Source organism: Sphingomonas sp. 28-62-11 (assembly GCF_002278865.1).
Classification (GTDB): domain Bacteria; phylum Pseudomonadota; class Alphaproteobacteria; order Sphingomonadales; family Sphingomonadaceae; genus Sphingomonas.
This window is the reverse complement of the sequence record NZ_NCGB01000001.1, coordinates 75,654-91,376: the sequence shown is the minus strand read 5'-3', so window position 1 is coordinate 91,376 and position 15,723 is coordinate 75,654. Positions and strand designations below refer to the sequence as shown.

Genomic DNA, 15,723 nt, shown 5'->3' with positions numbered 1-15,723 from the left:
CCCTCGTTTACCACGATTTTGCGGGGCGCAAAGGAAATAGCATAACCTTGCCTTAAGGGTTGGGGGCTATCCTTAGGGCTATGGCATATGATCCCGGTGCAATTGATGCGACATTGGCGGCAGCAGTAGGGGACGAACCCGAGCTGATTGCCGAACTGCGTGAAGCGTTTGTCGATAGTGCGTATCGCGCCGTCAAGGCCATGGAAACATCGGTCGCACCGAGTGATTGGCGGGCTGCGGCGCTCCGGCTGAAGGGCCTGGCGGCCAGCTTTGGTGCGGTACGCCTGCTGGCAATCGCCACCGAGGCAAGCGAAAGCCTGCCCCACGCCCCGCAGATGCTGCAGCGCGTTCGCCGCGCCGTGGAACGCATTTAGCCCCTTTGCCAAGCCGTGCCGGAGGCCTTAAGCGCCTCAAATGCTTGCAGGGCTGATTTTCGCTACCGACGACGCACATGATCGTCCCGATATGCTTGCGGCGACGCTGCCGTTCGGCGGCGCGACGCTGATCGAGTTTCAGGCGCGGTTATTGATCGGCGCGGGCGCCGGGCAATTGATCATCGTTGTCACTCGGCTCAGCCCCGAAATGGTCGGTGCGGTATCGCGGATGAAGCGACGCGGCATCGCCGTTGATGTGGTGCGATCCGCGCGCGAAGCCGAGGCAAAGCTCCATCCCTTGGCGCGGGTGCTGGTTGTCGCCGACGGGTTGGTGACGACCGAGCCAATTATTGCGCTGCTGAGCGGGGAAGGCAGCGACACCCTGCTCGTCACGACCGATGCCGATGCCCTGCCGGGGCTCGAGCGGGTGGGGGGCGATGCGATTTGGGCGGGGCTCGCCCGCGTGGAGGCACAGCGCATCGCCGATGTCGCCGCGCTGCCGCGCGATTATGATTTCGAATCTACCCTGTTGCGCGTGACGGCGCAGGCCGGTGCTGATCATTTGTTGCTGCCCAGCGGGGATGCGCGCGAGGGGCACGGCGTCGAACGGGATTCCGCTCGCTTGCGGCTACGCAACGATGCGGTGGTTGCCGCATTCGTGTCGAATCGCCTTTCTTGGGTCGAGCGTTATGTCATCTCACCGATCGCGCGGCGACTGCTGCCGCCGCTGATCGCCCGGTCGACACCGTCGCTGGTGGTTGGAGGTGTGTCAGCTGGCTTGCTACTTGCGGGGCTTGGGGTGATCGGCTGGGGCTGGCCGTTTTTTGGCCTGTTGGCCGTGCTGGCATCGTTTCTGGGGCTGTCGATTGGTGCAGTTCTGGCATGGATGCGTGATGAGCAGCCGGCTGCCACGGTTTTGCGCGGCACGATCGCAGGGGGATCGGCGCTGACGATAGTGATGCTTGGCTTCGTCAACAGTGCCGCTGAGGGTACCGGCACCGGCATTGCGCTCGCCGGCGGGCTGACGGTGTTGGCGGGGCTGGCCGAGCGCGGTGCCAGCGATCGCATCCGCCGCCGCTGGTGGGGCAGCCCGGTTGCGTATCCGCTTGTGCTGCTGCCCTTTTATGTATGGGGCTATGCCCAGACCGGGCTGGCGCTGAGCGCCACCTACGCGGCATTGTCACTTGCAGCGGTTATTGAGGCTTTGCGAGAAAAGCCTTAGCTTGAATTTAACGCTACATGCTTACGTCGGGAACCATGTCGATCGACCCTTCCGACATGAACGATGGTACTCTTCGTGGTGCCAGCCAGCTGCTCGCGCGCGGAGCCGCTGATGACGTTTGCGCCGACCGCCGGGTTACGGCGGCGCTCGACGATTTTTTTGTGGAAGATCAGGCCCGACTCGATGATCGGGTGCGGGCGGCGCTGGCGGAATCACTTGCCGGACTGACGGCGGCAATCGAGGCTGAATTGCGCCAACATGCCGGGCGGTTGCTGATCGGGCGCGATGAGCCTGAGCTCGCCAACCGGTTGGTCGGCGATCCGCCCTGTGTCCATTCGGCGCTGTGCCGGGCGGGGTTGCTGCGCGATGATGAGCTGATGCGCGAGCTACTGGCCCGCGTTCGGCAAGAGATATTGTGTGAAGCGCTGGCTCCCGTCGCACCCGATGATCCAGATCGGCCAAGCTTTGTCGCGCGGCTGGTGAGTAGCCCCGATGGGATCGTTGCGGCGGCGGCAACCGCGCTGCTCGCAGCTGATGCACGCCGCCGTGCCGCGATCGAGCCCGGTGCCGCCCCGCGTAGCGATTTGCCGGCAGAATTGCACCACCGGCTCGTCTGGTGGGCGGCGGCCGCGCTGCGCCAATCGATGCCTGCATCGCCCGCGCTTGATCGCGCGCTCACTGAGGCGGCACTGCGCAGCCTCGCCGCGCATGACGAGGGCGACCGGCTGGAAGCATCGGCCATGCGCCTGGCAGCAGCCTTGGGCGCACAGCCCCACGAATTGCCCGATTTCCTGATCGAATCCTTGGGTGACAGGCGGATCGCGCTGTTCGTCGCATTGCTCGCGCATGCACTTGGTTTCGGCTATGCTTTGGCTCGTGATATTGTCCTCGATCCCGTTGCTGATCGGCTGTGGCTGGTCCTGCGCGCCGTGGCGCTAGAGCGCGCGTCAATCGCCGCGATCGGGCTGGCGCTGTGCGAGGCCGATCCGCGCCGTGATGTCGAAGGATTCGCGGATCAGCTCGATTCGATTATGGCCGTGTCGCCGCCCGACGCGCGCACCGCGCTGGCCGGGCTCAGCCTTCACCCTGATTTCCGCGATGCCCTGCTGGTGCTCGCCAAAGCGCAACCGCGATGAACGTGATCGATCCCGCCTTGCCGCCGGTGCGCGGTCTGGTCGACGCCGCCGGCCGGTTGATTGAGGCTGATTCGCGGCTGCATGATCTGAATGCGCGCGCGGGCGGAGCGATTGGCGCACCGATCGCGGTGCCACAACTGGCAACGCTCGTCCGACTGGTGCAGCGGCTCCGCATTCTGGTGTCACGCGCCGTGGTCGCCGCCGATGGCGATGACGATATCGATATGTGGGTCCGTGCCGATCCTGATCCCGACAGCGGCGGTGTTCGCCTGTCGATCACCGGATGGAAAGCGCGCCAGCCCTGGCAGCCCGTGGCCGATCGTGACGCGCGTGACCGCGATTTCGTTCGGAGTGCTGCCAACTGGCAGTGGGAGACCGATTCGGCGCTGCGACTTACTTATATCTCAGCCGATGCCGGCGCGCGCCACGGATTCGATGCTGGGCCGATGCTTGGCCAGCCGTTAACGCGCCTGTTCATTCTGGCAGAGGACGCCAGCGGGATGTTCCCGATCCTTGGCGCGCTCGCGATGCGGCAGCGTTTTGAAGACCAGCCCGCGCAGATCCGTGCCACCGGTCGCCCGGTACTCCTGTCGGCAGCGCCGCGTTCGGATTCGGCGGGTATTTTCGCCGGTTTTGCCGGTGCAACCCAGATGGTCGAAGCACAGCGACCGCCCGCGCCGATCGTGCCGCAAACCGCCGATCAGGGCCTGCCCGAAGCGTTCAGCACGCGGCTCGACAAAGCCCTGCGCGCTCCGCTGGGACGGATCATCGCCAATGCTGATAGCATTAACGCCCAATCCGAAGGGCCGTTGCGGCAGGATTATGCCGATTATGCCGCCGATATCGCAACTGCAGGGCGACATCTGCTCGGGCTGGTCGATGACCTTGTCGATCTGCAGGCGATCGAGCGGCCGGACTTTATCGTGGCGCATGAGGCGATTGATCTTGCCGATATTGCACGCCGTGCCGCCGGGCTGCTCGGCGTGCGTGCGGCAACGAACAATGTGCGGATCGATCGACCAAGCACACAGGAATCGCTGCCCGCGACCGGCGAGTTCCGCAGGGCATTGCAGGTTCTCGTGAATCTGATCGGCAATGCAGTGCGCTATTCGCCACAGGATGGCATGGTGTGGATCAGGGCGGAACGCGACGGCGATTTTGCGGCTGTTGTTGTCGCCGATCAGGGCAAGGGCATCGCCCTCGCCGATCAGGCACGCATCTTTGAAAAATTCGAACGCATCGACGTGACCGAACCCGGCGGCAGCGGCCTTGGTCTCTATATCGCCCGCCGCCTGGCGCGCGCGATGGGTGGCGACGTCACCGTCGACAGTGCCCCCGGGCAGGGCGCGCGGTTCGTGTTCACGCTGCCGTATCGAGGGAGCTGATCCGCGCGGCTTTCCCGCAGCGGACCAGTCCTTCTTATCGGCAGGATTAGCGCGCGCTGAGCGGCGGATAATCGCGGAACGTTGGCCCGGTATAGAGCTGGCGCGGGCGGCCGATCTTCTGCTCCGGGTCGGCGATCATTTCGTTCCACTGCGCGACCCAGCCGACGGTGCGGGCGAGCGCAAACAATGCGGTGAACATCGTGGTTGGGAAGCCGATGGCTGACAGGATCACGCCCGAATAGAAATCGACGTTCGGGAACAGCTTCTTTTCGATGAAGTACGGATCGTTGAGCGCCATTTCTTCGAGCTGGAGCGCGACATCGAAGATCGGATCGGTGACGCCAAGCGCGCCGAGCACTTCGCGGACGGTCTGCTGCATCACCGTCGCGCGCGGATCGTAATTTTTGTACACGCGGTGGCCAAAGCCCATCAGGCGGAACGGATCATTCTTGTCCTTGGCGCGCTCGATATAGTGCGGGATCCGGTCGGGCGTGCCGATTTCGCGCAGCATGTTGAGCGCAGCTTCGTTGGCGCGGCCATGCGCCGGGCCCCAGAGACAGGCGATGCCCGCCGCAATGCACGCAAACGGGTTCGCGCCCGACGAACCGGCGAGCCGCACGGTCGAGGTCGAGGCGTTCTGCTCGTGATCGGCATGCAGGATGAAGATGCGGTCGAGCGCCTTTTCGACGATCGGGTTCACTTCATATTCCTCGGCCGGCACCCCGAAGGTCATCCGCAGGAAGTTGCCGGTGTAGCTGAGCGAGTTCTTCGGATAGACGAAGGGCTGACCAACCGAATATTTATAGGCTGCGGCCGCAATCGTCGGCATTTTGGCGATCAACCGGTGGCTCGCGACCATGCGCTGATACGGATCGGTGATGTCGGTCGAGTCGTGATAGAAAGCACTAAGCGCGCCGACCACGCCGCACATGATCGCCATCGGATGCGCATCGCGGCGGAAGCCCCGGTAAAAGGTCATCAGCTGTTCGTGCAGCATCGTGTGCCGCGAGATGGTGTAGGTGAACTTGTCGAGTTCGTCGCTGCTCGGCAGTTCGCCGTTCAACAGCAGGTACGATACCTCCATGAAACTCGACTGCTCGGCCAGCTGGCCGATCGGATAGCCGCGGTGGAGCAGCACGCCCTCATCGCCATCGATATAAGTCAGGCCCGATTCGCAACTTGCGGTAGACGTAAAGCCGGGATCGAACGTGAACTTGCCGGTCTGCGCATAGAGCTTCCGGATATCGACCACTTGTGGCCCGACCGAGCCGGACACCACCTTGTAATCATGATCGGCCCCATCGACCGTGAGCTTTGCGATGTCAGTCATAGGTCCCTCTTCTTGCCTGATTTCTTACGCCCGAACTGATCAACCGCCATTGGCCGCCACAGCGGCCATCTGGTCAGCAATCCGGCCGAGACTTTCGGTCCGCCCCAACAGGACGAGTACGTCGAAAATCCCGGGTGATGTCTTACGCCCCGTCAATGCCGCGCGCAGCGGCTGCGCGACCGCGCCGAGCTTCACCCCGGCATCCTCGGCAACCTGCTTGACGGCAGTCTCGAGCACTTCCGTATCCCAGTCATTCACGGCGTCAAGCGCGGCGTGAACGCGGGCGAGCAGATCGGCCGCTTCGCCCGCCAGCAAGCCTTTTGCCGCCTCGTCCATCGTCAATGGCCGCGTGCGAAACAGGAAGCCGGCACCGTCGGCCAGTTCGAGCAAATTGGCGGCGCGCGGCTTGAGAAAGGGCATCGCCCGGCGGAGCAGATCGTGCCCCTCCGCGCCTACATCATGCCCCAGATGCGGGGCCACCAGATCGGCTAGTCGCGCATCATCAGCGATTCGGATGTAATGACCGTTCAGGTTCTCCAGCTTCTTCAAATCGAACCTGGATGGTGATTTGCCGACTCCGCTCAGGTCAAACCATTCGGTTGCCTGTTCGCGGCTGATGATCTCGTCGTCCCCATGTCCCCAGCCGAGCCGCAACAGATAATTGCCCAGCGCCTCGGGCAAGATGCCAAGCTCGTCACGATATGCATCGACCCCAACCGCGCCGTGCCGTTTCGACATCTTGGCACCATCCGTTCCGTGGATTAGCGGGATGTGAGCGTAGACGGGCGCAGGCCAACCACCCTCGATCGCATCCATCGCGTGCATGATCGGCAACTGGCGGAATGCGTTGTTCAGATGATCGTCGCCGCGGATCACATGGGTGACCCCCATATCGTGATCGTCGACCACGACGGCCAGCATATAGGTCGGCGTGCCATCCGACCGGAGCAGGACGAAATCGTCAATCTCCGCATTCTGGACGGTCACATCGCCCTGTACCTGATCGCTGATCGTCATCGCGCCCTCGCGCGGTGCTTTTAGCCGGACAACGAAGGGCGCGCCCTCTGGTGCTTCGGCCGGATCGCGGTCCCGCCACCGGCCATCATAGCGCAGCGGCTGCTTCGCTGCCTGCTGTGCCGCGCGCATTGCGGTCAATTCGTCAGCGGTCGCAAAGCACTTATAGGCGCGGCCCGCAGCGAGCATCTGGTGCGCGACTTCGGCATGGCGATCGGCGCGCGCGAACTGGAATGTCGCTTCCCCGTCCCAATCAAGCCCGAGCCACTGCATGCCATCGATAATGGCGTCGATCGCCGCCTGGGTCGAGCGGGCGCGATCGGTATCCTCGATCCGCAGCAGAAACTTGCCGCCATGCGCACGCGCAAACAACCAGTTGAACAGCGCGGTACGCGCGCCGCCGATGTGCAGGAAACCGGTGGGAGAGGGGGCAAATCGGGTGACGACCGGCAATGTGGCGGCGGGGGCATTCATGGCTGTAAAAATTTCAGAACTTGCGCCACGTTGCGGCTTCTCCCAGACTTGAAAATCGATGGCCAGTACAGCCTCGCGCGCCCCTAGCACGGTGATCGCCCCGCTTCAAACGGCGGCTTGGCGGCGCGCATCGTCTTTCATCGCTGCGGCAGCCAATCGCCTAGAACAATGGCTGGAGGCGGAGCGTGATCAGCTCGTGCTCTGGCTGCCGGTAATGCTCGGCACCGGCGCGGCCCTTTGGTTCATGTTACCCGATCCGAATGCCTGGGCGCTAATGGCTGGGGCGCTTACGGGCGTGATGCTCATCGCGCTGGCGGCGGGACGAGGCGGGCGTGCGACGCGAACGGTCTCGGTCGGGTGTGCGGCAATGGCGATCGGTCTTGGGCTGACCTGGTCGCGCGCCGAACGGGTCGCGAGTCCGCCGCTGGCGCGGCCGATGATCGTCCGGTTCGATGCGCGCGTCGAACGGGTCGATCCGCTGCCGTCGCGCGAGCTCGTGCGCCTTCGGTTGGCACCGCTTGCGATTGTCGAGAATATGGGGCGATCACGGGCGGGCAAACTCCCCTCGCTTGTGCGCGTCAACATTGCGACGGCGGATATACCCGCGGGCCTGTCGCGCGGGGCGGTGGTCCGGCTGGGTGCGCGGTTGATGCCGCCGCCGCCGCCATCGGTGCCGGGCGCGTATGACTTTGCCCGGGTGGCGTGGTTCGATCGGCTCGGCGCGACGGGGAGAGGTTTTGCGCCGATCACCGTCCTGTCGCCCGGTGATGTCGACCAGGGCGGGCTGCGCGCGCGCTTGTCGACGCATATTCGCGAACGGATTGGCGGCGCGCCCGGGGCGATTGCGGCGGCGCTGGCGACGGGCGACCAAGGGGCGATCCCGCCGGACGATGCGGAAGCGATGCGCCGGTCCGGGCTGGCGCATCTCCTCTCGGTCAGCGGGCTTCACATTACGGCGGTGGTGGGCGCCGTGATGTTCGTGATGTTGCGGCTGCTCGCGCTCAGCCCCTGGGCGGCGTTGCATCTACGCTTGCCGCTCATGGCGGCTGGAGCGGCGGCGCTGGCCGCGATCGGCTATACCGTGCTGACCGGGGCCGAAGTGCCGACAATCCGCTCCTGCGTCGCCGCGCTGATGGTGCTGCTGGCCATTGCGCTGGGGCGCGAAGCAATGACGCTGAGGCTGGTTGCATCCGGCGCCGTCATCGTGCTGCTGTTCTGGCCGGAAGCGCTGGCCGGGCCGAGTTTCCAGCTTTCTTTTGCCGCCATCACCGCGATTGTAGCGCTCCACGAGCATCCTCGCGTTCGCGCCTGGTTTGCACCGCGGGATGAAGGGCGCGGGAAGTGGCTGCTGCGGCAGCTTGCCGCACTTTTGATGAAGGGCATCGTCGTCGAGGCAGCGTTATCGCCCATCGCGCTTTATCATTTCCACAAGGCTGGATTGTACGGATCGCTCGCCAACATCGTCGCCATTCCGCTGACGACCTTCATCATCATGCCGCTGGAGGCGCTGGCATTAACGCTCGACCTGTTCGGCATCGGCGCGCCAATCTGGTGGCTGGTGGAGCTGGCGCTGCAATTGCTGCTGATGATCGCGCATGCCGTTTCAGCGGTGCCGGGAGCAGTGGCCACACTGCCGAGCATGCCCGGCGGGGCATTTGCGCTGATCGTCATCGGCGGGCTCTGGATTGCGCTGTGGCGCACCCGCGCGCGCTGGGCAGGCGTGCTGCCGCTGCTGATCGGCGCAGGCTGGAGCCTGATGACGCCGCCACCCGATCTGCTGATCACCGGCGACGGTCGGCATGTCGCGCTACGCACCGAAGAAGGCAATGTCGCGCTGCTGCGCGACCGCGCCGGGGATTATACACGGTCGATGTTGGCCGAGGCGAGTGGCGTAGACGGCGAACCTCTGCTGTTGTCGGAACAGCCTGATGCACGGTGCAGTCGCGATCTGTGCATTGCCGACCGGATAGCGGGCGGGCGGCGCTGGCGGATCGTGGCGACCCGCAGCCCCTATCGCATGTCCGTAGATGAGCTAATCGCGGCGTGTCGCAATGCCGATATAATCATCAGTGATCGCCGCTTGCCCCGACGCTGCACGCCACGCTGGCTGCGGCTCGATCGACCGGCGCTGTACCGGACTGGCGGGGTATCGATTACGCTCGGATCTGGCAGCGTTCGTACCGTGTTCCAGCCGGGTGACCGTCATCCCTGGCTACCGATGGCTGGTCGCGGTGCCAGCAACCGGTAACGGGGTTGTCCGTTAGAGCCTCATGACTTTGGATTGAATCACTACAACTTTCCGTTCGTGTCGAGCCCTTCGACTGGCTGGGAAGCCAGCCGCTCAGGACAGGCTTCAGCCCAAGGGGCTGAAGTCGAGACACCCTGCACACAGCTTATGGCATGTTTCTCGACTTCGCTCGAAACGAACGGGTCTACGTAAAGTCATCAGACTCTAGTCGTAGCGGCGGAGCAATCCGGCGAGCTTGCCCTGCACGCGCACCTGGCGCGGATCGTAACGCTGCGGATCATAAGCGCGGTTGGCGGGATCGAGCCGGACCATTGCGCCTTCGCGTCGGAAATATTTCAGCGTCGCTTCGCTTTCTTCGATCAGCGCGACCACGATCTCACCGTCGCGCGCCACATCGGTGCGGCGGATCAGCGCGTAATCGCCGTCGAGAATGCCGGCATCGACCATCGAATCGCCGGCTACTTCAAGCGCATAATGTTCGCCATTACCGAGCAATGCCGCAGGTACCGACAGCATCGAGTGGCCTTCGAACGCCTCGATCGGCACACCCGCCGCAATCCGGCCGTGCAGCGGGATTTCGATAACGTCGTTAGCCGGTTCGGGCATCGGACGGATATTGGCCGGGATCGTTGATGCGGTGCTCGGCTTGGCAGTGCGCGTATTTTCGGGGCGATCGGGCATCCGCAGCACTTCGAGCGCACGCGCGCGGTTGGGCAGGCGCCGGATGAACTGGCGCTCTTCAAGCGCGCTGATCAGCCGGTGCACACCCGACTTTGATTTCAGGTCGAGCGCTTCCTTCATTTCCTCAAACGAAGGCGAAACGCCGGTATCGGCAAGGCGATCATTGATGAAGCAAATCAACTCGTGCTGTTTGCGCGTGAGCATGGCGTTCCTCCGTCCAGAACAGACAACGAACGTTTAGGCAACGAAAACGATCAAGTCAAGCAAGGGGTATGATGTCAACGACATCGCCCGGTTCGGCTGCCAGGGCAAAGGGCGCACGCACGATTAGGCACGCCGCGTCCGCGAGCGTTTTCAGCATCGAACTATCCTGCTTGGTCGCGGCGATGACGCGCCCGTCCTCCCAGCGCGCGCGCAGATAATCCTGTCGCTGGTCATTGGCCGGGAGGGCGGTGCCAAGCGTAGCCGTAACTGTCGCGGCCAGGGGGGTACTCGCCCCGCCAATGGCGGCGATCAACGGACGCAGGAACAGGTGGGCCGTGACGAAGGCTGATACCGGATTGCCCGGCAGACCTAGGATCACGGATGAACCGATTTTGCCCGCCAGCATGGGCTTGCCTGGGCGAAGCGCGATTCGCCAGAAATCGATGCTGCCACCCGCCGCTTCGATCGCGGGGCGGATCAGGTCATGATCGCCGACTGACGCCCCCCCTATCGTTACGATGATATCGGCATCGATCGCGGCAATCGCGGCCGTGATCTGGTCGAGCCGATCGGGCTGGATCGGCGGTAGTGCGATGTCGACGGGCAAGTCGGCGAGATGGGCCGTCAACATTACCCCGTTCGCCTCGGGCACCTGGCCTGCCGCGATCGGCGCGCCGGGCGGCACCAGTTCGTCACCGGTCGTCAAAATGGCGATCCGCACCCGCCGGTTGACCGCGAGCGTGCCATGTCCCGCGATCGCTGCGAGCGCGATCCGCGCCGGGGTAAGCCGCGCACCGCGCGCAACCAGCAGTTCGCCCTCGTTGAAGTCGAGTCCGGCTGTGCGGACATTGCGCCCAAGCGCGGGTGGGCCTTCGCCGATCAGAAGCACGCAGTTGCCGTCGCGCGCTGCTTCCTCCTGCACCAGCACGGTATCGGTACCTCCGGGCATCGCCGCTCCCGTGAAAATCCGAACCGTCTCGCCGGAAGAAACGGTGCCTGCAAAGCCATGCCCGGCGGCGCTCTCTCCGATTAGCGTGAAAGGACCGGGCAGATCGGCAAAGCGTATCGCATAGCCGTCCATCGCCGACAGATCGGTCGCCGGTTGTGATCGGCGCGCTACGATATCGCTCGACGCCCAGCGACCAGCCGCAAGCGAAAGCGCTACCGTTTCGCTTTCCACCCGCCTTCCGAGCGCCAGCAGCCGCTCTTGCGCGTCGAGAACAGGCAGCAGGCCAGCCATGCCAGAGCGCCTAGTGCAGTTTCAGGCGCGGGCGGATGACCTGGTTGATCCTCCCCATCGCGATTAGCGCCACGCCCTTGATCCAGCCATGAATGGCGACGATGTGCATGCCATACAGCGACACATAGATGAGCCGCGCAATCCGCCCCTCCACCGCCATCCGCCCGCCGACCAGATTGCCCATCAGGCTGCCCACGGTAGAAAAGCGCGAGAGCGACACGAGCGATCCCTTGTCCTGATAGACGAACCCGCGCAGCTTGCCGCCGCCAATCAGCGCACACAGATTGTGGAACGCCGTTCCCGCCATCTGGTGTGCGGCCTGCGCACGAGGGGGAATGGGGCGCTCCTCGCCTTCGGGCACGAAGCGCGCGCAATCGCCGATCGCGAAGATGCGGTCGTCGCGGGTGGTTTGCATCGTCTTGGTCACGATCAGCTGGTTGCCCGGCGTCGTTTCCAGCCCGCCGATCCCTTGCAGGAAATCCGGCCCCTTCACGCCCGCGGCCCAGACCCGCAGATCGGCCGAAATGAACGTGCCGTCCGACGTCGCGATCCCTTCTTCTGTAATTTCAGTCACTTGCCGTCCGGTGAGCACGGTGACACCGATTGCCTCGAGTTCTTCGGTGGCGGCTTGGGACAGGTTTTCGGGCAGGGCAGGCAGGATGCGCGGACCGGCTTCCACGAGCGTCACATCCAGCCGCGTCTCGTCGAACACTTCCAGCCCGTAATAGGCCAGACCCTTGGCGGCGTTGAACAATTCAGCGGCAAGTTCGACCCCTGTCGCGCCCCCGCCGACGATCGCGACCCGCACGCGGGCATCGGCGGTCGGATCGGCGCTCATCGTCCGCGACACCCGCAGACATTGGTTGAGCAGCCGTTTGCGGAACCGGTCCGCCTGGGTGCGATCATCGAGGTAGATGGCGTTTTCGCGCACGCCCGGTGTACCGAAATCATTCGAGACAGAACCGACCGAAATGACGAGATAGTCATAGCGGATCCGGTGCCGCGCGACGATTTCGCGCCCGGTCTCATCCAGGATCGGCGCGATCACAACCTGCCGCGCCTCGCGGTCAATCGCCTCCAGTGATCCGTCAAAAAACCGGTAGTTCCAACGATAGGCATGGCTGCGATAGCCGACCTCGTCCAGATTGGCGTCGAGCGATCCGGCGGCGACTTCGTGCAGCAGCGGCTTCCAGATATGCGTCTGATTGCGATCGATCAGGATGATGTCGAACTTCTTGCGCCCGAATTTCTTGCCGAGCCGCGCGACAAGCCCGAGCCCGCCGGCACCGCCGCCGACCACGACGATCTGGATCTTTTTCGTTTTCTGCGTGTGAGTCACGGAGCTGGGCGAAGGCGCGGACGGCGCTGTCGCCACCGTCATCTCTTGGTCCCCTGCGGCATCAGCCATTGCCGTTCGATCCCTTGCTATCGCCTCGCGCAAAGCGTGCGCGATATTGCAGTGCAGCACCAGCGCTAAATTGCCGGTGGCTACGCGCGCCAGTCGCCTGATTTGCCGCCGCTCTTCTCGATCAGGCGAATCGGGCCGATCTCCATGCCGCGGTCGATCGCCTTGGCCATGTCGTAGATCGTTAGCAGCGTGACCGACACAGCCGTCATGGCCTCCATCTCGACACCGGTCTTGCCGGTCGTCGCGCACGTTGCGGTAACGGTTATGCCGGTCTCGTCTGGCAGGAGATCGACGGCAACGCGTGTGAGCGGTAGGGGGTGGCACAGCGGGATCAGATCGCTGGTGCGTTTGGCGGCCATGATGCCAGCCACACGCGCGACTGCCAGCACATCGCCCTTCTTCGCCGCACCGTCGCGAATGGCAGTAGCTGCCTCAGACGTCATCGTGATCCGCCCGCTTGCGACCGCCTGCCGCGCGGTATCTGCCTTGGCGCCGACATCGACCATGTGCGCGGCGCCCTGCGCATCGAGATGGGTCAGTTCGCTCATCCGCCGATCAGCGCCCGGGTTGCTGCCTCGACATCATCAGCGCGCATCAATGCTTCGCCGACAAGGAAGCAGCGCACGCCCTTTTCGGTCATCGCGTCGAGATCGGCGCGGGTCGATAGCCCGCTTTCAGCCACAAAAGTGCAGCTGGCCGGTGCCTTGGCGATCAGACTGTAGGTGTGCGAGAAATCGACCGAGAAATCGTGCAGATTGCGGTTGTTGACGCCAATCAGCCGCGATTTGAGCCTCATCGCGCGCTCAAGCTCCTTGGCATCGTGGACCTCGACCAACACGTCCATCCCGCACTCGATCGCCGCCGCCTCGATCTCGGCGAGCGCCTCGTCATCGAGCGCGGACATGATCAGCAGGATGGCATCGGCGCCAAGCGCGCGTGATTCGGGCACCTGCCAGGTGTCGATCATGAAATCCTTGCGGATCACCGGCAGCGTGACGACGTCGCGGGCTGCGGCCAGATAGGCATCCGCGCCCTGAAACCAATGCTCGTCAGTCAGCACAGACAGGCACGCGGCCCCGCCTGCCTGATAGGCGATGGCATGTGCGGGCGGATCGAAATGCTCGCGGATCAGGCCCTTGGAGGGGCTGGCCTTCTTGATTTCTGCGATCAACGCCGGACCATGCTCGGCACGCGCATCGAGCGCCGCTCGAAAGCCGCGCGGGGGCGTTTGCTCTGCAATCCGCGCATCAAGATCTGCAAGCGAGATGCACGCCTTGCGCGCCGCCACATCGGCACGTTTGGTCTCGAGGATACGGGTGAGAATCGTCGTCATGAATAGGCGATCCAGCAATCGAGCAGCGTGTTGGCAAGGCCGTTATCGAGCACTTCGCGCGCTTCCTCCACGCCCTCGGCCAGCGTCTCGACGCGGGCGGCTACCATCAGCGCGGCCGCCGCATTGAGCAATACGGCATCACGATACGCGCCGGTCTCCCCAAGCAACAGCCGCCGAAGCGCTGCCGCATTATGCGCGGGATCACCGCCGCGCAGTGCCGATATCGGGTGGCGGGGCAGCCCTGCATCTTCGGGCGAAACGCGTGACGGCAACGCGATGGCCCCGATGCTCTCGACGACGCTTGGCCCGGCACCGGAAAGTTCGTCCAGCCCTTCTTCGCCCGACACGACCAGTGCCGCCTCGGTGCCCAGTTGAGCCAATGCCTCGGCATAGACGGGCACATAATCGGGCCGCGCGATCCCGATCAGCTGACGCGATACGCCCGCCGGATTGGCGAGTGGCCCCATCAAGTTGAAAATCGTGCGCTTGCCGATCCGGCGGCGAATGGGCGTGATGCGCTTCATCGCCGGGTGGTGATTGGCAGCAAACAGGAATGCGATGCCCAGATCGCGCAGGCTTGCCTCGGCCAGCCGTCCGGCACGGTCCATGTCGAGCCCAAGCGCCTCGAGCGTATCGGCTGCACCGGCCTTGCTCGACGCTGCTCGGTTGCCGTGCTTAGCAACGGGCACGCCGGCGGCTGCCACCACCAGCGACACAGCGGTCGATACGTTGAGCGTATGGTGCCCGTCACCGCCAGTGCCGCAGACATCCACCGCGCTGCCGGGTGCCTCGATCGGGATCAGCCTTGCCCGCAGCGCGCGGGCGGCCTCTGCAATCTCGATGCTCGTTTCGCCGCGGTCACTCAGCGTGATCAGGAAATCGGCGATCGCGTCTTCGGATGTCCGCGCGTCGAGGATATCCGCAAAGGCCTGGGCGGCGACGTCCTGCGCCATCGGCGTCGCGGGGTCGGGCAGGCAGACGAGAACCGTCATGCCAGCGCCTTAGGCCGAAGCCCTGCTATGGCCATGAAATTAGCGAGCATGGCATGGCCGTGTTCTGTCGCGATGCTTTCGGGGTGAAATTGCACGCCGTGGATCGGCAGCGTGGCGTGGCGAAATCCCATCACCGATCCGTCGTCCGCCGTCGCGTTGACGACCAGATCGGCAGGAATATCCTGCACGATCAGCGAGTGATAGCGCGTCGCTGTGAAAGGCGAGGGGAGGCCCGCGAACAGCCCGGTGCCGTCATGCGTTACCGGCGATGTCTTGCCGTGCATCAGCCCGCCGCGCACCACTTGCCCGCCGAAATGCTGGCCGATCGCCTGATGGCCCAGACACACGCCGAGCAGGGGCTTGCCCGCATCAGCGCACGCCGCGACCAGATCGAGCGAGATGCCTGCCTCGGTTGGCGTCTTGGGGCCGGGCGAGATCAGAAACGCATGGGCATTGCTGGCGATCGCTTCCGCGGCTGTCAGCGCATCATTGCGGACGACGCGCACGTCGCTGCCCAGCTCCATCAGATAATGGACCAGGTTCCAGGTGAAGCTGTCATAATTGTCGATGACGAGGATCATGCGGCGGGCTTGTAGCCGATGCATTCCCCAGCGCAACCGGTTGACGCATCGTCGCAATAATGTGGACATCGAGCGGGACTATTGTAGGTCTTGATCATATC

The 15,723-nt window shown here is 64.2% G+C and carries 14 protein-coding genes; 5 read left to right on the top strand and 9 right to left on the bottom strand.

Annotated elements, in window-relative coordinates:
* The first annotated feature begins 80 nt into the window (after window positions 1–80).
* Genes B7Y49_RS00435 through B7Y49_RS00420 form a run of 4 tightly spaced genes read left to right on the top strand, consistent with a single transcriptional unit; the run spans window position 81 to window position 4,117 of the window.
* Window positions 81–374 carry an Hpt domain-containing protein gene (locus B7Y49_RS00435; RefSeq protein WP_374125582.1) on the top strand — a complete coding sequence of 98 codons (294 nt, stop codon included), beginning with the start codon at window positions 81–83 and terminating at the stop codon, window positions 372–374.
* Between the two features lie 40 nt (window positions 375–414).
* Complete coding sequence (locus tag B7Y49_RS00430; protein ID WP_374125581.1) at window positions 415–1,596, top strand: hypothetical protein; 1,182 nt, start codon at window positions 415–417, stop codon at window positions 1,594–1,596.
* A gap of 35 nt (window positions 1,597–1,631) precedes the next feature.
* Window positions 1,632–2,732, top strand: coding sequence for a DUF2336 domain-containing protein (locus tag B7Y49_RS00425; protein WP_374125580.1), 1,101 nt, complete (start codon window positions 1,632–1,634; stop codon window positions 2,730–2,732).
* Window positions 2,729–4,117, top strand: coding sequence for a HAMP domain-containing sensor histidine kinase (locus B7Y49_RS00420; RefSeq protein WP_374125579.1), 1,389 nt, complete (start codon window positions 2,729–2,731; stop codon window positions 4,115–4,117). Before B7Y49_RS00425 ends, B7Y49_RS00420 begins: the two co-directional genes overlap by 4 nt.
* A 46-nt stretch (window positions 4,118–4,163) precedes the next feature.
* Here B7Y49_RS00420 and B7Y49_RS00415 read toward each other — a convergent pair whose 3' ends face one another.
* Both B7Y49_RS00415 and gltX read right to left on the bottom strand, forming a co-directional pair.
* Window positions 4,164–5,447, bottom strand: coding sequence for a type II citrate synthase (locus tag B7Y49_RS00415; RefSeq protein WP_374125578.1), 1,284 nt, complete (start codon window positions 5,445–5,447; stop codon window positions 4,164–4,166).
* A gap of 39 nt (window positions 5,448–5,486) precedes the next feature.
* Window positions 5,487–6,935 carry a glutamate--tRNA ligase gene (gene gltX, locus B7Y49_RS00410; RefSeq protein ID WP_374125577.1) on the bottom strand — a complete coding sequence of 483 codons (1,449 nt, stop codon included), beginning with the start codon at window positions 6,933–6,935 and terminating at the stop codon, window positions 5,487–5,489.
* Between the two features lie 58 nt (window positions 6,936–6,993).
* On the opposite strand from gltX, the gene B7Y49_RS00405 reads away from it, so the two are divergent.
* Window positions 6,994–9,183, top strand: a complete 2,190-nt coding sequence (locus B7Y49_RS00405) for a ComEC/Rec2 family competence protein (protein ID WP_374125576.1) — start codon at window positions 6,994–6,996, stop codon at window positions 9,181–9,183.
* Between the two features lie 204 nt (window positions 9,184–9,387).
* Here B7Y49_RS00405 and lexA read toward each other — a convergent pair whose 3' ends face one another.
* The 7 genes from lexA to B7Y49_RS00370 form a co-directional block, all read right to left on the bottom strand.
* On the bottom strand, window positions 9,388–10,068 hold the full coding sequence (lexA, locus tag B7Y49_RS00400; protein WP_374125575.1) for a LexA family transcriptional regulator: 681 nt from the start codon (window positions 10,066–10,068) through the stop codon (window positions 9,388–9,390).
* 55 nt (window positions 10,069–10,123) lie between these two features.
* Window positions 10,124–11,308, bottom strand: a complete 1,185-nt coding sequence (locus tag B7Y49_RS00395; RefSeq protein ID WP_374125574.1) for a molybdopterin molybdotransferase MoeA — start codon at window positions 11,306–11,308, stop codon at window positions 10,124–10,126.
* 10 nt (window positions 11,309–11,318) lie between these two features.
* A complete protein-coding gene (locus tag B7Y49_RS00390) occupies window positions 11,319–12,647 on the bottom strand; it encodes an NAD(P)/FAD-dependent oxidoreductase (RefSeq protein ID WP_374125573.1) in 1,329 nt (442 codons plus the stop codon).
* A 149-nt stretch (window positions 12,648–12,796) separates the two neighbouring features.
* A complete protein-coding gene (gene moaC, locus B7Y49_RS00385) occupies window positions 12,797–13,264 on the bottom strand; it encodes a cyclic pyranopterin monophosphate synthase MoaC (protein WP_374125572.1) in 468 nt (155 codons plus the stop codon).
* Window positions 13,261–14,049 carry an indole-3-glycerol-phosphate synthase gene (gene trpC, locus B7Y49_RS00380; RefSeq protein WP_374125571.1) on the bottom strand — a complete coding sequence of 263 codons (789 nt, stop codon included), beginning with the start codon at window positions 14,047–14,049 and terminating at the stop codon, window positions 13,261–13,263. Before trpC ends, moaC begins: the two co-directional genes overlap by 4 nt.
* Window positions 14,046–15,041 carry an anthranilate phosphoribosyltransferase gene (gene trpD, locus B7Y49_RS00375; RefSeq protein ID WP_374125570.1) on the bottom strand — a complete coding sequence of 332 codons (996 nt, stop codon included), beginning with the start codon at window positions 15,039–15,041 and terminating at the stop codon, window positions 14,046–14,048. The genes trpC and trpD overlap by 4 nt, the downstream gene beginning before the upstream one ends.
* A complete protein-coding gene (locus B7Y49_RS00370; protein ID WP_374125569.1) occupies window positions 15,038–15,622 on the bottom strand; it encodes an aminodeoxychorismate/anthranilate synthase component II in 585 nt (194 codons plus the stop codon). The genes trpD and B7Y49_RS00370 overlap by 4 nt, the downstream gene beginning before the upstream one ends.
* Window positions 15,623–15,723: the final 101 nt, after the last annotated feature.